The sequence below is a fragment of the Sebaldella sp. S0638 genome, assembly GCF_024158605.1.
Lineage (GTDB): Bacteria > Fusobacteriota > Fusobacteriia > Fusobacteriales > Leptotrichiaceae > Sebaldella.
Genome location: NZ_JAMZGM010000070.1, coordinates 1 through 19,017, shown reverse-complemented (window position 1 = coordinate 19,017; position 19,017 = coordinate 1). Strand labels below are relative to the sequence as shown.

Below are 19,017 nucleotides of genomic sequence, written 5' to 3'. Positions count from 1 at the left end.
CTGTTAATCAAAGGGTCGCAGGTTCGAGTCCTGCCAGGGACGCCACTTTTTTTCCTATTTTATATAGGATTTTTTTTGTTTTGGGAGAATTTTGGAGTATAGCATAATATTATAGCTTTTTGGAGGATATATGGAAAAAGTGATTGAGACAAAAAGATTATTTACAAGAAAGTTTACTTATGACGATTTTGCAGATTTGTCATCCTTATTAAAGGATATAGAGGTAATGTATGCGTGGGAGCATGCTTTTTCTGATGAAGAGGTAAAAGAGTGGATAGATAATAATATAAAAAGATATAATGAAAGCGAAACCGGATATTTTGCTCTAATAGAAAAAGATACCGGAAAATTTATCGGACAGTCAGGCTTACATTACTCTATGATTGATAATAAAAAGATTTTAGAAGTCGGATACATTATTATGAAAAAATTCTGGAATCAGGGATATGCATATGAAGCTGTTAATGCTTTTGTTGATTATGCATTTGATAATATGGAGGAAAATGAGATTTATGCTCTGATAAGACCAGAAAATTACAGATCATCAGGATTGGCTGAAAAGGTCGGTTTTGTGAGAGAATCTTCGTTTATAAAGCATTATAGAGGAAAAGATATGGTACATGATATTTATATTTTGAGAAAAGATAATAGGCAGTAGTTTTATTATCTTTTTTGTTTATAGAAAGAAAAATTATATTTGGACAGAAGTATGATGATATCATTATTATATGCGAAAGAGTATAAATTTTTTCATTTTTTGTGATGAAAGTTATGCTTTTTTATAATTATAATAATATAATAGAATATAGAGAGAAATAAAATTTTTTAATAACCTGCAGGCAGGTTTCTTAAAGGAGGAATATTATGTATCAGTTTGCAGCATCAATTATGTGTGCAGATCAGATGAACCTGAAAAAAGAGCTGACAGAATTGGAAAAGGCTGAAACAGGACTTTTACATTGTGATGTTATGGATGGAGTATTTGTGGATAATATGGCAATGGGACCTTATATTCTGGAAGAAATAAAAGAAAATACGAGCATACCCCTTGATATTCATTTGGCAACAGTTACACCTTTTAAGTATATGAAGATGTTTGCACATATAAAACCGAAGTATATTTCTTTTCATATAGAAACGTCGGAAAATCCTGAAAAAGAGATAGAATTTCTAAGAGAAAAAGGGATATCTCCTTCTTTGGCTCTGAGTCCTGAAACACCGGTATCTGAAATAGTGAAATTTCTTCCATTAGTAGATATGCTGTTAATAATGACAGTGAACCCGGGATTTGCCGGACAGCCTTTTAATTACAGCGTTATTGAGAAACTAAAAGAACTGAATATTTATCTGAAGGAAATGGAGAATCCGCCTCTTATTGAAGTGGACGGAAATATAAATGAAAAAACGATACCAATATTGTATGAAAATAATGCAAATGTATATGTGTTGGGGACATCTGCTTTATTTAATACAGCTTCCGGCACTTACAAAGAAAAGATAGAAAAATTAACGAAACTTTTTATTTAGTTTCTTATGGAAAATGTAATAAAAAAGTAAAAAATAAAGCTGATTGATTTTCTCATCATTTCTGCTTATAATATAAGAAAAAGCAAAAGGGCAGAAGGGACGAAAATATGAATAATGTACTGGAGACAATAAAATCTAGAAGAACAACAAAAGCATTCAGAAGAGATGAGCAGATAAAAGACGAGGAGCTGGAACTAATACTTGAGGCCGGAAATTGGGCGCCGACAGGGCATAATACACAGCCATGGTTTTTTACTGCCATTCAGAACAGAGAACTCATAGATAAATTAAATATACTTGCAAAAGAGGCGGGTAAGAGTTCCAAAGATGAAATAACACAGAAAATGTGCAGCAATGAGATGCTTGATCTTTTTTACGGTGCACCAACAATAGTTATAGTATCTTATGAGAAGGAAGATTTGACACCAATAGAAGATGTTTCAGCCGCATCGCAGAATATGCTTCTGGCTGCAGAGAGTCTTAATATTGCCAGCTGCTGGAATGGAATAGTCCGTATGTTTTTCTCTCAGATGAGCAATGGACAGAAAGAAGAATTCGGGATACCGGAAAATTATATTCCTCATATTGTTTTAGCTTTGGGATATCCAAAAATAAAAGTAATGAATATTCCTCAAAGAAATAAAAATTACAGTAAAATAATAAAATAAATATGGAGGAATCATAATGAAAGCAGTTATATTCTTAAACGGGGAGTATAGTTACAGGGATGATTTCTTTGAAGAGATTATAGATAAAGAGACTGATATTTTTTGTGCTGACGGCGGAACGAATTATTGTATTGAAAAGGGATACAAGCCAAAGTGCATTTATGGAGATCTGGATTCTATAAAGCCTGAGACTCTGGAAAAAGTGATGAAAATGGGAATACAAACGGAAAAATTTTCTCCTGATAAGGATTATTCTGATTTTGAGCTTGTTTTGGAAGAGATGGGATATGATAACTATGAAAAAATATATGTCGTAGGAGCTTTAGGAAAAAGAATAGATTTTACCCTGAATAATATTATGCTTATGGAAAAATATGAAAAACTTGTAATTCTCACAGAAACGGAAAAGATTTTCTTTAGGGATAAAAGTTTTTCTATTTCAGGAAAAAAGGGAAAAACATTGTCTATAGTATCGCTTGACAGTGAGATAGAAAATATTACATTAAAGGGTTTTAAGTACCCTCTTTTAAACAGATATATAAAAAGAGAAAGCTCCATTTTGATGAGTAATGTGATACTTGAAGATGAGGCAGATGTTATTTTTGATAAAGGAAAAATAGTGGTTATTTTGTATGTGTGAAGAATATAATTATAATTAAATAATATATTGATAAAATAGTAAATATCTGTTATTCTATGAGAAAACAAGGAGAGAAAAGATGAAGAAATTTATTTTAGCATTAGCATTATTTTTTTCGGGAATAATGGCATTTTCAGCAGAGTCGCTGACAAGTGTTTATACATCCACGAAATCAAAAGACTGCAAACGTCCCACAGGAATATACAAGAAACTCTACCCTGTAAATGACGACTACGGCTATGGCGCGGAAGAATGCCCAGGGTATAAAAAGATGAAAGTATTTGCAGTATATGATGATTCAAGAGTTTGGATAGATATAAGCGATGGTGTGAATACATGGTCTACAGTAGATCAAGTGTTTAATGCGGATTTTGGACACTTTCCGGCATTAAGAGAAGGTGTTGCCGAATGGCGGGTGACAAAGTCAGGCGAAGCGAAAGCACTTATATTTCGTGTAGATGCGCAGGATCCTGATGTTATGGGAAAAGTACATTCAAGATTATATGTAATTAGTTTTGATAACGGAGTTTCTAAATACTGCGGAAATGTAAAGACAAATGAAGAAGCCGTAAAGATGGCGGATAAAGGGAATTGTACAATAAAACTGAGATTAACAGAGCAGGAAAAATAGATAGTAAATGAGATTATTTATAAAGTTTATAGATAATCTTTTTTATTTATACAAAAAAATATAACGAAAAGTAAATAATGCATTGAAAAAATTAAGAATATTTGCTATTCTATTAAAAAAAACAAGGAGTTGAAAGATGAAGAAGATTATTATATTAATGTTATTTTTTACTGGAATTTTAGCATTTTCAGCAGAAACACAGAATAAGAGTGTCTATACATCAACAAAAGATAAAAATTGTAAACGCCCAACAGGCAAGTTTAGAAATATTTATCCGTATGAAGAAGAGAATACTGCTGTAGAATGCCCGTCATATAAAAATTATCGTATTTTTAAGGTTTTTCAGTCAGGAAGAGAATGGATAGATATAAGCGACGGGACAAATATATGGACAACAAGTAAAGAAGTAATGGGGGGAGACTTCGGAACATGGCCTCATATAAAAGAAGGTGTCGCAGAATGGCGTGTAGATAAAACCGGAGAAGTAAAAGCACTAATATTTCGTATAGAAGCCTATGAAGATGAATTAACAGGAAAGTTTCAATCAAGACTCTATGTAATAGGTTTTGAAAAGGGAAAGCCCAAGCTTTGCGGAATAGTAAAAACCAATGAAGAAGCAGCAAAAACAGCTGATAGGGGGAACTGTACAAAAGAACTGAGTTTGAAAGAATAGATAATAGAAAAGGTTATTTATGAATTTTTATAGATAATCTTTTTATTTTGTAAAAGTATGGAGAGAGATCAAACAAAAAAGATTTTCTTCAAAGAATATGATATAATAATACAGTAATTTTTACTTTGAAAAAAGATAGAAGAGATAATTTTATAGATGAAGAGGAGAAACAATGAATACTGATTATGATGTGATAGTGGTAGGAGCAGGACATGCTGGTGTGGAAGCAGCTCTGGCTTCGGCAAGACTGGGAATGAAAACAGCTTTGTTTACGATTTTTATTGATAATATAGCAATGATGTCATGTAATCCTTCTATAGGAGGACCGGGAAAATCACATCTTGTTTCCGAGCTTGGGATGCTCGGGGGAGAAATGGCAAGACACATAGACAGCTATAACCTGCAGCTGAAAAATCTGAATCACACTAAAGGGCTTGCAGCAAGGATAACAAGAGCACAGGCTGATAAGTACTGGTACAGAATAAAAATGAGAGAAATAGTGGAAAAACAGGAAAATCTGGAATTAGTACAGGGAATAGTGACAGATTTGATTCTTGACGGGAAAAAAGTCATAGGGGTAAAAGATCAGGTAGGAATAGAATATGGTGCAAAGGCTGTTATACTATGTACAGGGACATTTTTAAAAGGAAGATTTATAATTGGTGATGTAAAGTATGAAGCAGGAAGACAGGGAGAACAATCAAGCGAGGAGCTATCAGACAGACTTCGTGAATACGGCTTTGAGGTAGACAGATATCAGACAGCAACACCACCGCGGATAGATAAAAGAACAATAAATTTTTCAGAGATAGAAGAACTGAAAGGTGAAGAAAACCCGAGATATTTTTCATACTATACTACAAAAGAAGAAAATTCTGTAATGCCCACATGGCTCACTTATACAACACCTGAAACAATAAAGGTAGCAAGCGAGCTTTTGAAATACTCTCCAATAGTAACAGGAATAGTAAGCTCAAAAGGTCCGAGACACTGCCCTTCGCTTGACAGAAAAGTTTTGAGATTTCCTGAGAAAACTGATCATCAGATATTTTTGGAGCAGGAAAGTACAGAATCAAATGAAATATATATAAACGGCTTTACCACGGCAATGCCTCCCTTTGCACAGGACGCCATGCTAAAGACAATAAAAGGTCTTGAGAATGCCAAAATAATGAGATACGGATATGCTGTAGAATATGATTATATACCGGCGAATCAGTTGAAACTGACACTTGAAACAAAAATACTGGAAAATCTTTATACAGCAGGAACAATTAACGGTACCAGCGGATATGAAGAAGCTGCGGTTCAGGGATTTATAGCATCTGTTAATGCTGCGAGAAAGATAAAAGGAGAGTCACCTGTTATTATTGACAGAAGTGAGGGATATATAGGAGTTCTTGTGGATGATATAATAAATAAAGATACTCCGGAGCCATACAGAGTTCTCCCTTCAAGGGCAGAATACAGACTGACGCTGAGACAGGATAACGTTTTCCTGAGATTACTGGATAAAGCCAAGGAAATAGGTATTCTTGATAAAGAAAAGCTGAAAGAACTGGAAAATGCAAGAGATGATATAGAAAAAGAGATAGAAAGACTAAAAAGTATAACAATTTATCCCACAAAGCAAAATAATGAAATATTAGTATCACAAGGTCATGATACTATGAACAGTCCTGTTTCAGCCTTTGAATTTCTTGCAAGGAAAGAAATGACATATGAAGGTCTGGAGAAATTTATGGAAATTGTGGAATTATCAAAGCTTGTAAAAGAACAGGTGGAAATTAATTCCAAGTATAAGATTTTTATAGACAGGGAAAAAAATCAGATTGAAAAATTCAAGAAACTGGAAGAGATGGTAATTCCTTCTGATATTAACTATGAAGAGATCAAAGGAATAAGTAATATAGCAATTTCAGGACTTGTATATTCACAGCCGGAGACAATAGGGCAGGCAAGCAGAATAAGCGGAATAACACATAATGATATTACACTGCTGCTGGCTTTTATAAAAGGAAAAAATGATTAAATATAATAAAAAATTAGAAGGTGTGAAGAGCCTTCTTTTTTTATACAGCAGGAAATTCAGACATAAAAAATACAGATTTACAGGGGGAAGGTATTATTGTTTTCTGAATTTTTTGAATAAATTTGTATCTCAAAAATGATAAAATTAGCTAAATGAATGTTTACATCTTATGGTAATTGTGAGATAATCAGATTGTAAATAATTTTTTATATAGGAGGAAAAATGGACGGTAAAGTAGTAGTAACTGTAATGGGAGCAGACAAAACAGGAATCGTAGCCGGTGTATCTGCAAAGTTAAATGAACTGGATATAAATATAATTGATATATCACAGACAATTTTTGAAAATGAGATATTCGCGATGATAATGCTTACTGAAGTAAAAAATAATCAGAGAAGTATAGAGGATATACAAAAAGAGTTCAAGGTAATAGAAGAAAATTTAAAAGTGAAAATATTTATACAGCATGAAGATATTTTCAAAGCAATGCACAGAATATAAGGAGGTTTATTAGGATGTTATTACTCCCTGATGAGATATTGGAAACAATAAATATGATTAGTATGTATAGTCTAGATGTAAGAACAGTAACTATGGGAATCAGTCTTTTGGACTGTATAGATCCCAGTGCTGAAAAAACAGCAGAGAATATATATAACAAAATAGTAAAATATGGAAAAAATCTTGTGGAATATGCAGATGAAATATCAAGCAAATATAATGTTCCTATAGTAAATAAAAGAGTATCCGTTACTCCTATTGCTATTATCGGGAATTCCACAGATGCCGAAGACTATACTATCTTTGCAGAGGCACTTGACAAAGCCGCAACAGAAATAGGAATAGACTTCATAGGAGGTTTTTCTGCTTTAGTTGATAAGGGATTTACAAAAGGGGATATAAGGTTAATTAACAGTATACCAAAGGCACTAAGCAGTACGGCAAAAGTCTGCTCTTCAGTTAATGTAGGATCAACTAAGTCAGGAATAAATCTGGATGCCATAAAGATGATGGGGAAAACTGTAAAAGAACTGGCAGCTCTTTCTGCTGATCAGGACGGTCTTGCAGCAGCAAAATTCGTGGTATTTACTAATGCTGTACCTGATAACCCATTTATGGCAGGAGCTTTTCACGGGGTAGAAAATGCTGATGTAGTATTGAATGTGGGAATAAGCGGTCCCGGAGTGGTAAGACATGCTCTTGCACAGGTAGATAAAAAAGCAAAAATAGATGAAATAATAGAAACAATAAAGAAAATAAGCTTTAAAATAACAAGAATGGGTGAACTTATCGGAAGAGAAGTAGCAAATAAGCTGGATATAGAATTTGGAATTATTGACTTATCTCTTGCACCTACTCCGGCGGTAGGAGACAGTGTCGCCAATGTTCTTGAGGAATTCGGGCTGGAATCAGTAGGAGCTTACGGAACTACTTTTGCTCTTGCCATATTAAATGATGCTGTAAAAAAAGGCGGAGCAATGGCAGCAAGCAGAGTAGGAGGACTAACAGGAGCATTTATTCCTGTAAGTGAAGATCAGGGAATGATAGCTGCTACAAGTAAGGGATATCTTACACTGGAAAAGCTAGAAGCAATGACTTGTGTATGTTCTGTGGGGCTGGATATGATAGCAATTCCGGGAGATACCACAGAAGCAGTAATTTCAGGAATTATAGCAGATGAAATGGCAATAGGAATGATAAACAGCAAGACAACAGCAGTAAGAATCATACCTGTACCCGGTAAAAAAGCAGGAGACAGGGTTGTTTTCGGAGGTCTGCTTGGAGAAGCTGATATTATAAATATAAATAATCTGGACTGTTCTGTTCTTATAGACAGAGGCGGGAAAGTAGCTCCGCCGATACAGGCTCTGAAAAATTAATTATATAAAAGAAAGAGAAACCAAATTACTTTGGTTTCTTTTTTTGGAAGAATAAAATTTTTAATAAAAGGAGTGTTGTTAAAATAGTAATAGAATAGTATAATTATACTATTCAGTTGAATGACTGGAATTTTCAGAGATATATTATAAATTTAAGGAGGAAATTATGAAAAAACGAAGATTAATGATAGTAATGGTTATATTACTGTCTTTTGGCATGCTAAGAGCCGAGATGTCACCTGTTGAGGCGGAAATGGAGAGAGTAAGGCTACAGTACGGTGAAAAATATATGATCGTCGGGACGCTGAATAACCTTGTAGGGATAGGAACGCTGAAAGTGAAACCGGATTTAATGGTTACCGAATTTGAATTAAAAACAGAAGGAAATACACTGGAGCAGGCATCAAATGAAAATGCAAAAACAATGACTGAATTCAAAAAGTATCTTATGTCGCTGGGAATAAAGTCTGAAGATATAGAAACCTCAAGATATACAAGAAATAACGAAACTGTTCAGGGAGAAAAAGGAAAAGGAAGATATGTAACAAAAATAGATGTGCGTATTAATTCTCTTGATACACAGAGATTTTATGATGTTATGGGAATTCTTGAACAGGAAGAAATAAGCAGACTTGTAAAAAATGATTATGGAAATTATTATACTTATACAATAGAATCACCTGTAACAACAGAAAAATCCTCAAAGCAGACTGCGAAAGATAAATATGACAGAATAGAGAAAAAATTAAGAGGAGCAGGTATAGGAAATGTGGAAATAGCAAGTTATAATACCACAGAGGCTGAACCGGAGAAAAAGCAGGTCTATACAGTAACACATGCATTCAGAGTGAGAATGAGCACTTCTTTGGATATGGGGAAAATTTTACAGAAAGGTCAGTCTTATAAAATAAAAAATCCTGGGAGAATAACTTATGATATATCAGAACAATTAAAGAAAAAATACACATTAGAGGCATATGATAAAGCGATGAATGAAATAGTCGATAAATCAAAAGTCATTCTGAAAAACAGAGGATATGAAATAGGAGATATAAAATATATAAATGACAGCAGCCCATACTGGAATTATAACAACAATTCAGGTTCAGGAATAGTTATGATGCAGAACAGCGGAAATTTTTCCACGAATTATAATGCGGAAAGTGTAGATATTCCCTTTTCAGTAGCACAGGAAATGAGTATAACTGTTACTCTTACTGCATCTTATGATATATTAAAACTAAAAAAATAAAAAAAGAGCTGTTTCATTCAGGATATTTGACATTCTGGCCGGAACAGCTTTTATTATATAGATTATTTTGATTTAGGGGGACGCAGAGAACTTCTTTTACATTGGATATCAAGATTTTTTAGTTCCTCAAAAATTTTATCAGTTTCCTCATATATTTTGTCAGTGTCAACTCCGGAATTTTTCAGTCCTTCCATGATTTCATCCACAGCTTTGGAATATTTGCCTTTATATTTGGCATTTAATTCTTTCCAGTTTATATTTTTGAAAAATTCAGTAACAGAACTGTCAAATGAAATCCTATTCTGGAGCATGAGAACTGCGATCATGGGATAACCCGCATATCCCTGCCAATAAGAAGCATTATCATTGGAAGAATATATATCGTCATTCCATGTCACGGTATATTCCTTACTTTTATCCGAGGAAAAAACTTTTGCGGAATTTTCTTCCATAACAATTCTTTTATCCGAAATAGCGCTGTACGCTTCATAGATTTTTTCCACAGGGGGTAATTTTTTCATATATGTTCCTCCTTTTATTTTCCCATTGAAAGTTCCCATAGATACAGAGAAGCCACTGAACCATACGGGGAATATCTTTTTTTATATTTGGCAAAAAGATTTTTATCCAGTTTTTTATGTCTGTAAAGCATCATAATACCGCGTCTTATAGCCAGATCATCCCAGCTTAGTATATCCAGCCGCTGCATGGAAAAAGTCATAAGCATTTCTGCTGTCCATGTGCCTATGCCGTTTAGAGAAGAAAGCCTGCGGCAGACTTCATCGTCAGGTAATTCATACAGTATATCAAGGTTAAGTTTTCCATTTGTTATATCCATAGCTATATTTTGTATATAGTTTGCTTTTTTCATTGTAATACCGCACTTTTGCAGCTCTTCGGCAGATTTGGAAAGAATACTTTCAGGGGTGACAGTCCCAAAAAGGTCTGTTATTCTTTTCCAGATAGTAATAAAAGCCTTTGTGGAAATCTGCTGTCCCACGATACTGTTAACCAGCCCGGCAAAAAGATCGGGGATAATCTCCCTCTGTACCGGACCCAGTCTTTCAATAAGTTCAGCAAGACGCTTATCTTTACTTTTCAGGTAATCTGTTTCTTTTTGTCCGTATTGGAAAAATTCCATATTATCATTCCCCTTTAAATTTTGTTATTATTACAGGCATAACAGTATTTACAGCCTGTTTTACACTGGTTGTAAGCCCCGATATCGGTACTTTTCACGCAATAACAGTCTTTCCTTTGTCCGGAATCTCTTTTTCCCTGAATGTTCAGACCGAAAATATCATTAATATAATCCTTGTCAATGCATGCACCTTTTATCACATTTTTATAACTGATATAATTTATCGGCTCGGAACAGACAATAAGTTTTACAGCGGAACCGTCCACAATATTGTCAAATTCAGCGAGAACCTCTTCATATTTTGAAAAATTATCTGTATTAACATTATGTGCAGCTATAAATTTTTTGTTTTTTCTGTATTCATCAAAAAAACTGGTGTAACACCTTGTAGTAGAGTGTTTTATATTCTCAAAAATATATGTAAACTTTTCGGTATGGTATTTCAGATCAAATCTGTCTGTGAGAATAACAGGGTCGTATCTCCAAAGCACAGATCCGGGATATCGTGAGTTTATATCATTAAAATTCCTGATGATCTTGTCGGTATCACCGGTAAAAGGCTCTATATCAGAAGGATATCCGTTTATTGTATATTGTATTAAAAATTTCATATTTTTACTTTCAAGAAAATCCAAAACCTCTGTAAAATCAGAACCATCTTTTGTCCAAAAGACAAAAAGATCCACATCTTCATTATGCAGTGAAACTTTTTTTACCTGATTTCTGTTAAAAGGATTAGTGACATTGACATATCCTTGTTTAATATTATCTAAAAACCACTTTTTTCCGTATTTTGGAATATCGCATCTTCTGCTTGCACTAATTATCAAATTAACCACCTGTATTTATTTTTTAAGTTATTTTATTTTATCATTAAGGTTATATTTTTATCAACCGAAAAAAAGACAACCAATTAAAAAATATTTCAAAAAAACCGGACATACAAAATCCGGAGATATTTATTAATAATAAAATTTCATGCATTGATCAGTCTGTGGACACCGGAATATATATTCATTTTACTGCCTCTTGCAAAACCAGCCAGAGTCATATTTATTTTTAAAGCAGTTTCCACGGAAAAATCTGTCGGAGCAGAACGTGAAATAATAATTCTAATGCCAAATTTAGCACTTTTAAGAAGAATTTCAGAGGAGACCCTACCCGTTAATAGCAAAATGCTTTCAGATGGCTTAAAATCAAAAATTAGGCTTTTTCCTATAATTTTATCAAGAGCATTATGCCGTCCGATATCTTCAGATATAATTTTATCATTTTTATGACAAAGAACACAGCAATGTGTACCCCCTGTTTTTTTGAAAATTTCAGAATGGGAATTCAGCTCTTTCATATAATCTAAAATATCAGAAATTTTGTACTTAGGATCAGAATCAGAAAAATATAAATGATTTTGTTCCATAAGAGTTTCTTCAATACTTCCTTTGGAGCATCCTGAAACTATGATTCTTTGCTTTTCGGGAGAAAAGGATACAGATTCGTCAAGAGTAATGAAAATATTGTTATTACATGAGAATTCAATATTTTTAATATCTTTGAAACTGGAAATAACACCTTCCGAAAAGAGAAAGCCGGTACACAGTTCTTTTAGTTCGCTGTTACTGCAGAGAAGACTAATATAATGGCTTCCGTTTACAAAAATATTAATTTTACTTTCCTCTGTGATATTATCATTGGTTTTTTCGAGAATTCCGTTGCTATATCTTATTATTTCAATATTTTTTATCATTCAGACAGAGCTCCTTAATAAATGCCCCTGAAAAAATTTCCAGATCGCAGGGATAATTCAGATTAGTAAAAATATCAATATTACCGGCATATTTTTTTATTATCTCGGTATTTACGAATTCAATATTACACATATTAATACTGTCTGTTATTTTATAATTTTTTATATCAATGTTATATTTTAGTTTTTTCAGCATATTTTTGGAATAAAAAGAGTAAAAGGGTTCAATAAATGAACCGTTCATTGAGATAAGCCCGTCAGGGGGAAAACTTTCGTTTTCCAGCTTTTCTATAAGGTATTTAATGTAATTCAGATTAATAACAGGCATATCACAGGCTATAATAAAAGAAAAATGAGATCCGGCTTCCAAAAGACCGCTGTATATTCCAAAGACCGGGGCATAGGCGCCCGCATTATCTCCTATGACCTTATATCCGAGTCCTTTAAATTTATCAGGATCTTTGGTAACCAGGAGAACTTCTTCAAAGACAGAGCCGAGTTTTTCCGCACATATTTCAATAAGAAGTTTTCCGTTAATCTCATATTTACTTTTATCAAATCCCATTCTGCTGCTTTTGCCCCCGCAAAGTATAATTGCTGTTCCTGTTTTTTTCATATAGTGACTCCTTAATTTATATAAATAAACCCCTTTTATTTAAATAGAATGTCCAAATCAGGAACAGAAATTTCACCTTGCTTTAGCTTTACAGCCTGTATCTGTGAATAATTTTTCTATTTTTACTGCACAGGCTTTTAATTCCGGTTCTTTTGCAAAACGGTCAAGAGCATTATTAGTAAGAATATTAGCTCCTCCCGCAAAATGAAAAGGAATAAATACAGTATTTTTATCTGTTTTGTTGGTGATTCTTGTCTTTATTTTTATTGATCCTCTTCTGGAACTTACTTTTACCGTTTCTCCCTGTTTCAAATGCAGGTTTTCGGCAAGTTCAGGATGTATTTCCATATAATTTTCTCCGGCGGTTTTCATTATACCGCTGTTTTTCCCTGTCATTGTCATAGTATGATACTGGTATAAAATTCTTCCAGTAGTAAGAATAACAGGGTATTCGCTGTCAGGCATCTCAGCAGAAAATCTGTGGACAGCAGGAATAAACTTTCCCTTCCCTCTTGTAAAAGCATTTTTATGAAGATAGGGAGTACCATTATGATTTTCGTCAGGGCAGGGCCATTGCAGACCGAGTCCTTGTTCCAGAATACGTTTATGCGAAATTCCTCCGTACTGCGGAGTAAGAGCAGCAATTTCCCCCATGATTTCCTCAGTAGAAGAAAAATTCTGATAATAACCCATTTTATTCATTAGAGAAACGAGGATTTTCCAGTCTTCCATTGTACCGTGAAGAGGCTCTATGGCCTTTTGCACATATTGTACCCGTCTCTCGGTATTGGTAAAAGTCCCGTTTTTTTCTGCAAAACTTGCAGCAGGCAAAATAACATCTGCGAATTCAGCTGTTTCAGTCATAAAAATATCCTGAACAACAAGAAAATCAAGATTTTCCAAAGAGTGTTTTACATGATTGCCGTCAGGTTCCGAAACAACAGGATTTTCTCCTATAATATACAGAGCTTTCAAGCTGCCTTCTCCTGCGAGATCTATCATTTCCGAAGCTGTCAGGCCTGATTTGTCAGAAAGCGGGACACTCCATGCCTTCTCGAATTTTTCTTTATTTTGGGCATTTTGTACACTCTGATATCCCGGATATACATTGGGAAGCCCTCCCATATCACAGGCACCCTGTACATTATTCTGTCCGCGCAGGGGATTTATTCCTGTATTTTCCCTGCCGATCATACCGCACAGCATAGCGAGATTTGATACAGAAAATACATTTTCAGTTCCTGTAATGTGCTGTGTAATTCCCATTGAAAAAATAATAGTGGAATTTTTTGAACCTGCATAAAGCCTTGCAGCATTTATTATATCACTGGCAGGTACACCTGTTATTTTTTCAGTTAATTCAGGAGTATAAGCCTTTATAGCGGAAACCAGTTCATCATAATTTTCACATCTGTCTTCTATAAATTCTTTGTCTTGAAGATTTTCGCTGATTACGACATTCATCATTCCGTTTAGCAGGGCAATATTTGTTCCTACTTTCAGCTGCATAAAAATATCTGCTTTTTCAGCAAGTTCGATCTTTCTCGGATCAGCTACAATTAGATTTTTTCCTGATCTTTTGGCTTTTTGTATAAAGGTTCCGATAACAGGATGGGTTTCTGTAGTGTTAGAACCTATGACAAATATAGTGTCTGCTTTTTCTATTTCTGAGATACTGTTTGTCATTGCACCGCTTCCCACTGTTTCTGCCAGTCCTGAAACAGTTGTGGCATGACACAGCCGGGCACAGTGGTCAATATTATTATTGCCAATAACAGCTCTCATAAATTTCTGCATGAGATAGTTTTCTTCATTGGTACATCTCGCCGAAGTCAGTCCGGCTATGCTCTCTTTTCCATGGGAATTTTTTATTGCAGTAAGTTTTTCTGCAATAAAATCCAGAGCTTCGTCAAAACTGCTTTCTGTGAAAATATCGTCTTTTTTTATCAAAGGAGTCTTTAAGCGATCTTTATGATTAATAAAATTATATGCAAAAGCACCTTTTACACATAAAAGTCCATTATTAGGAACTATATCCAGAGGTTCGGTACCAACAACTTTATTTCCTTTAACAAGAAGGTTCATCTGGCATCCAACGCCGCAGTATACACATGTAGTTCTTGTCTTTTTTATTTCTTCGGTCTCAAAAGGAATGCTTCTTTTAGGCATTAAAGAACCTACAGGGCATGCAGAAACGCAGTTACCGCAGGAAACACATCTCGAGTTACCGAGACCGGTATTAAAAGGCGGTTCTATATGAGTGAAGACTCCTCTTCCCGCAGCAGTGATAACATCACGGCCTTGTAAATCACGGCAGATTCTTACACATTTTCTGCAAAGAATACATCTGTTCGGATTATAAGAATAAAAATTGTTACTGGTATCGATATCAAGAATATCCCTTTTTCTTGTATAACTGCTTTCTTTTACATCATACTTCAGGCAGTATTCCTGTAATCGGCAGTCACCGGATTTCGAACAATTTATACAGTCAAAGTCATGATCTGCAAGGAGAAGATCCAGAATATTTTTTCTCGCGCTGATTACTCTTTCACTTTCTGTAAATACAGTCATTCCGTCTGAAACTTTTGCCGAACATGCAGGGACGAGCTTGCCTCCGCCTTTTACTTCAACAAGACAGATTCTGCACGAAGCCTCGGGAACAAGCCTTTTATCATTACAAAAAACAGGGATATCTATTCCGTTTTCGTACGCTGTTTCCAAAATAGTTCTGTTTTCGTATGTTTTACACGAAATATTATTAATGGTAATATTGATCATCGGACTTCCATCCTCCTCAAATAAAAAAACAAACGTAACTTTCGGCGATAATTTTGTTTATTAAATGAAAAAACTTCTCGTTAAATTATAACCTAAAATTCTTTGTTGTCAATCTATTTTTTTTTAATTATATTAAATTTATATAAATGCATAAGTAAAGCATAAAAAGAAAAACCATCTGTCAGCCATGATTATAAATGGGTGTAGATGGAATTCTGCGTTATATACTTTCTTCTTCCAAAATTGTAATTCTGGCTTTTAATTCTTTTACTTTTCTTGTATGATAACGTAATTGTATTTTTAAAATTTCCAGTTCTGTAAGTTCAGATTTCTCACTGTGAGAAAACTCAGCGATCTTTTTTCTGGGATTTTCACTTCTTACAATTTCTATTTTCTGGCTGGTATCAATGTTCATTTTTTTTATGTTTTGTACCACTCTTACTGGTAGGTTAACAGCGTTTCTTATATTAGTTTCCTGAGCCAGCTTATATTTATCAATCATTCTGTAGACATAGTCTTTTTTTAATCCTATTGTTTCAAACCATTCCACAAATGATCCTGAATGGTAGTTTGCCAGAATCTGTTGTGATTCAAAGAGGTTTTTGGCAATTTCATAGAGATTTTTCATCATCTGTCTCTGAGAATTAGAAATAATCTGTTCACTTTGCAGCAGAAGGTCTCTGTCATTCGGCTGTATCTCGAATTTTTCAAAATCAAAATTACTCTGATAAATTTCCAGCCCTCCATAATTAACATTTTTGCTTAAAATATCTTTTATTGCCATTTTATATCTCCTTCTGAAGCTCTTCTATATATTCGTCAACAAGATTTCTATAGTCAATTGCACCATTAGAGGAATTTCTGTAAGTAAAAATATCAAGCTGCGAATTTACAGCGTTTATTATATCCTGATTTTCCCTGATAGCAACTTTAGAAAACTGCTGCTCGTCAAAGAAAGATTCCAGACTGTTTTGAAACTCTTTGAATGCAATGGTATTCATCTTTGCTCTTATAAGAAAAACTTTTTTTATATTTAGTTCAGCATTTTGTCTTGAAATATTTTTGCTGAGGGCAAGAATATCACGGACACCTGTAAGATCGAGATTACTTGCCTGTGTAGGAATAAAAATATCCTGTGTGGCATATAAAATAGAAGCTGTAAGTGAATTAACAGTACCTTCTGTATCTATAACTATAAAATCGTAATCTTTGAAAAATTCCATTATAAGATTTTTCACAATAAATGTGGCAGAAACTGTATCTGCATCAAAATAAGAATCAAATTTGGCAATTTCATAATCTGAAATTACAACATCCACACCGTTTTTATGATTTTTGTATTTTTCCACGTCTTCTACGAAACCTTCGTTATACTCTTTGATAAGATCAAAAAGGGTATTTTCGTTTTCTATACCAAGACAGATGGAAACTCCGCCACGGGGATCAGTATCCACAAGAAGGGTTTTATAACCCAGACGTGACAGCGCATATGCGAAGTTTATGCTGGAAACAGTTTTTCCTGCACCTCCTTTTGGATTTGCAAAAGTGAGTATTTTCATAATTTCTCCTTTTTTCTTTATATTTAATATAAATATACCATAAAGTATATATTTCTACAACACATAAAAATAAATAATGTTTACAGCAGAAAACTCTGTTTGTTTTACAAATAAAAACACGGAAAGCTCTGACTGCCGGTGAAACACCGAAAAGTACAAAACTACTCCGTATTCTGTATAACAGCACTAAAAAACTGTTAATTGATAAAATGGAGATAATCTCCGGAATTATCAAAATATTCTATATTTTCAAATTCATTATTTTCATCATAGTGAATCCACTCATCTTTTTTTACACCGTTATTCCAATAGCCGACGGATTTCAGATTACCGCTTTCATAAAAATATTTCCATTCGCCGTCTTGATTGCCGTCTTTAAATTCACCAAGTGAAGCAGGAATCCCGTTTTCAAAATAATAAGTCCATTCGCCGTTTTGAAGATCATCTTTCCAGCGCCCTTTTATTATAAGTCTGCCGTTTTCTGAATAATAACGCCATACACCCGTCTTATTTCCTTGGGAAAAGATACCCTGTTCTCTTTTTTTGCCGTTTTCATGATAGTTCGTCCATTTTCCGTCAGGAAGGTCATTACGCCACAGTCCTTTGGTTCTGATTTTTCCCTCAGTTGTATAAAATTTCCATATACCGTATTGTTTATCATTAACCCAACGGCCGTTGGATTTTATTTTTCCGTTTTCATGAAAGTACTTCCATATTCCTGTTTTCAAGCTGTCAGACCAGTCACCAATTGATGAAAGAGTACCGTTTTCATAATAGTATTTCCATTTTACGGTTTGTTTATCCTCTTTCCACTGACCGAATTCTTTTGAATTGCCATTTTCATAAAAATACTTCCAAAAACTATGTTTTCTTCCGTAATACCAGTAGCCTGATGTTTCACGTATTCCATTTTCATAGAAGTATTCCCAGACTCCATGCTGATAGTCATTAACCCAAAATCCCTTTTCCCTGATTTTGCCGTTTGCATGGTAATAAATCCATAGTCCGTTCAAACAGTCATTGTCCCAATTTCCTTCAGAAGATATTGTTCCGTCTTCAAAATAATATTTCCAATATCCTGTCCGTTTTCCTTCTGATATATTTCCAAATGCTTTTTTATTTTCATTCTCGTAAAAATATTCCCATTCACCTTTAGGAGTACCATGCTCCCAGCTTTCTACCCGCATTTTATTTCCATTTTTATAATAAAAGAACCAGAATTGATCTTTTTGTCCATAAAAAAACTTTCCTGAGGAATTTAGCTCGTTATTATTATAATAAGTCATATATGAACCATGCTTAACCCCGTCATTCCAGGATATATGATATTCAGGCTTTCCATTTTCAAAAAAACTCTGCCATTCTCCATCTTTTTTATTATATTTCCAGAAGCCGGTTTCTTTCAGGCTGCCGTTATTGTACCAGCTTATCCACATTCCGTTTTTTTCTCCTTTAATATAATAACATTTCCCAAATATCTGGCCATTATCATAATAATGTACAGCAAGCCCGTGCGGAGTATTAAAATAGTAAGTTATTTCTGATTTTAAATTACCATTATCATAGTAAGTTTTGTGTTCTTTTATTAATTGTTCTCTTATAAAAGGAAATTTTTCAATAATATAAAAATCTCTTTCCTTAAAGATAAAATTTGCAATAATGCCTAAAATGTAGCCAAACCCTAAAATAAATGCTAAATAGGCTATGGTCAAACCAATAAAAATAAATATAATCAATAAAAATTCCAAGAAATAACCTCCTCTCAAAAATACTCCAAATTTGTTAACACTATTATTTTTGTAATGGTCAAGCAAAATGGGAACATTAGGATCCAAAGAAATTGAATCTAGCCTGGTAAGGAGTAATAAACCCA

The 19,017-nt window shown here is 33.9% G+C and carries 19 protein-coding genes; 10 read left to right on the top strand and 9 right to left on the bottom strand.

Translation table 11 applies throughout. The annotated features are described in order from the left end of the window. Nucleotides 1–130 precede the first annotated feature (130 nt). The 10 genes from NK213_RS15670 to NK213_RS15625 all read left to right on the top strand — a co-directional run bounded on the left by NK213_RS15670 (nt 131) and on the right by NK213_RS15625 (nt 9,303). On the top strand, nt 131–658 hold the full coding sequence (locus NK213_RS15670; RefSeq protein ID WP_253350735.1) for a GNAT family N-acetyltransferase: 528 nt from the start codon (nt 131–133) through the stop codon (nt 656–658). Between the two features lie 206 nt (nt 659–864). Continuing rightward, the gene (locus tag NK213_RS15665; RefSeq protein ID WP_253350733.1) at nt 865–1,527 is read left to right on the top strand and encodes a ribulose-phosphate 3-epimerase; all 663 of its coding nucleotides are present in this window, start codon (nt 865–867) and stop codon (nt 1,525–1,527) included. 107 nt (nt 1,528–1,634) lie between these two features. Continuing rightward, nucleotides 1,635–2,195, top strand: a complete 561-nt coding sequence (locus NK213_RS15660) for a nitroreductase (RefSeq protein WP_253350731.1) — start codon at nt 1,635–1,637, stop codon at nt 2,193–2,195. A 16-nt stretch (nt 2,196–2,211) separates the two neighbouring features. Continuing rightward, a complete protein-coding gene (locus NK213_RS15655) occupies nt 2,212–2,835 on the top strand; it encodes a thiamine diphosphokinase (RefSeq protein WP_253350723.1) in 624 nt (207 codons plus the stop codon). A 79-nt stretch (nt 2,836–2,914) separates the two neighbouring features. Next, nucleotides 2,915–3,466 (top strand): hypothetical protein, encoded by a 552-nt coding sequence (locus tag NK213_RS15650; RefSeq protein ID WP_253350721.1) that lies wholly within the window; start codon nt 2,915–2,917, stop codon nt 3,464–3,466. 136 nt (nt 3,467–3,602) lie between these two features. After that, nucleotides 3,603–4,139, top strand: a complete 537-nt coding sequence (locus NK213_RS15645; RefSeq protein ID WP_253350719.1) for a hypothetical protein — start codon at nt 3,603–3,605, stop codon at nt 4,137–4,139. A 172-nt stretch (nt 4,140–4,311) separates the two neighbouring features. Then, on the top strand, nt 4,312–6,171 hold the full coding sequence (gene mnmG, locus NK213_RS15640) for a tRNA uridine-5-carboxymethylaminomethyl(34) synthesis enzyme MnmG (protein ID WP_253350717.1): 1,860 nt from the start codon (nt 4,312–4,314) through the stop codon (nt 6,169–6,171). A gap of 222 nt (nt 6,172–6,393) precedes the next feature. Continuing rightward, nucleotides 6,394–6,672 (top strand): ACT domain-containing protein, encoded by a 279-nt coding sequence (locus NK213_RS15635; RefSeq protein WP_253350715.1) that lies wholly within the window; start codon nt 6,394–6,396, stop codon nt 6,670–6,672. Between the two features lie 14 nt (nt 6,673–6,686). Next, nucleotides 6,687–8,051, top strand: coding sequence for a PFL family protein (locus NK213_RS15630; protein WP_253350713.1), 1,365 nt, complete (start codon nt 6,687–6,689; stop codon nt 8,049–8,051). Between the two features lie 166 nt (nt 8,052–8,217). After that, nucleotides 8,218–9,303: an SIMPL domain-containing protein gene (locus tag NK213_RS15625; RefSeq protein WP_253350712.1), complete on the top strand. Its 1,086-nt coding sequence runs from the start codon at nt 8,218–8,220 to the stop codon at nt 9,301–9,303. A gap of 62 nt (nt 9,304–9,365) precedes the next feature. Here NK213_RS15625 and NK213_RS15620 read toward each other — a convergent pair whose 3' ends face one another. The 9 genes from NK213_RS15620 to NK213_RS15580 form a co-directional block, all read right to left on the bottom strand. Then, nucleotides 9,366–9,824, bottom strand: a complete 459-nt coding sequence (locus tag NK213_RS15620; protein WP_253350710.1) for a hypothetical protein — start codon at nt 9,822–9,824, stop codon at nt 9,366–9,368. A gap of 14 nt (nt 9,825–9,838) precedes the next feature. Then, entirely contained in the window at nt 9,839–10,444 is a 606-nt protein-coding gene (locus NK213_RS15615; RefSeq protein WP_253350708.1) for a DNA-3-methyladenine glycosylase, read from the bottom strand. A gap of 14 nt (nt 10,445–10,458) precedes the next feature. Further along, nucleotides 10,459–11,274 carry a DUF1848 domain-containing protein gene (locus tag NK213_RS15610; RefSeq protein ID WP_253350706.1) on the bottom strand — a complete coding sequence of 272 codons (816 nt, stop codon included), beginning with the start codon at nt 11,272–11,274 and terminating at the stop codon, nt 10,459–10,461. Between the two features lie 146 nt (nt 11,275–11,420). Beyond that, entirely contained in the window at nt 11,421–12,188 is a 768-nt protein-coding gene (fdhD, locus tag NK213_RS15605; protein ID WP_253350704.1) for a formate dehydrogenase accessory sulfurtransferase FdhD, read from the bottom strand. Further along, on the bottom strand, nt 12,172–12,804 hold the full coding sequence (locus NK213_RS15600) for a molybdenum cofactor guanylyltransferase (RefSeq protein WP_253350700.1): 633 nt from the start codon (nt 12,802–12,804) through the stop codon (nt 12,172–12,174). Before NK213_RS15600 ends, fdhD begins: the two co-directional genes overlap by 17 nt. Nucleotides 12,805–12,876: 72 nt before the next feature. Beyond that, entirely contained in the window at nt 12,877–15,585 is a 2,709-nt protein-coding gene (gene fdhF / locus NK213_RS15595) for a formate dehydrogenase subunit alpha (RefSeq protein ID WP_253350698.1), read from the bottom strand. Between the two features lie 220 nt (nt 15,586–15,805). Further along, a complete protein-coding gene (locus NK213_RS15590) occupies nt 15,806–16,369 on the bottom strand; it encodes a hypothetical protein (RefSeq protein WP_253350696.1) in 564 nt (187 codons plus the stop codon). 1 nt (nt 16,370) lies between these two features. After that, entirely contained in the window at nt 16,371–17,144 is a 774-nt protein-coding gene (locus tag NK213_RS15585; RefSeq protein WP_253350694.1) for a ParA family protein, read from the bottom strand. Between the two features lie 197 nt (nt 17,145–17,341). After that, nucleotides 17,342–18,892 carry a toxin-antitoxin system YwqK family antitoxin gene (locus NK213_RS15580; RefSeq protein ID WP_253350690.1) on the bottom strand — a complete coding sequence of 517 codons (1,551 nt, stop codon included), beginning with the start codon at nt 18,890–18,892 and terminating at the stop codon, nt 17,342–17,344. Nucleotides 18,893–19,017 lie beyond the last annotated feature (125 nt).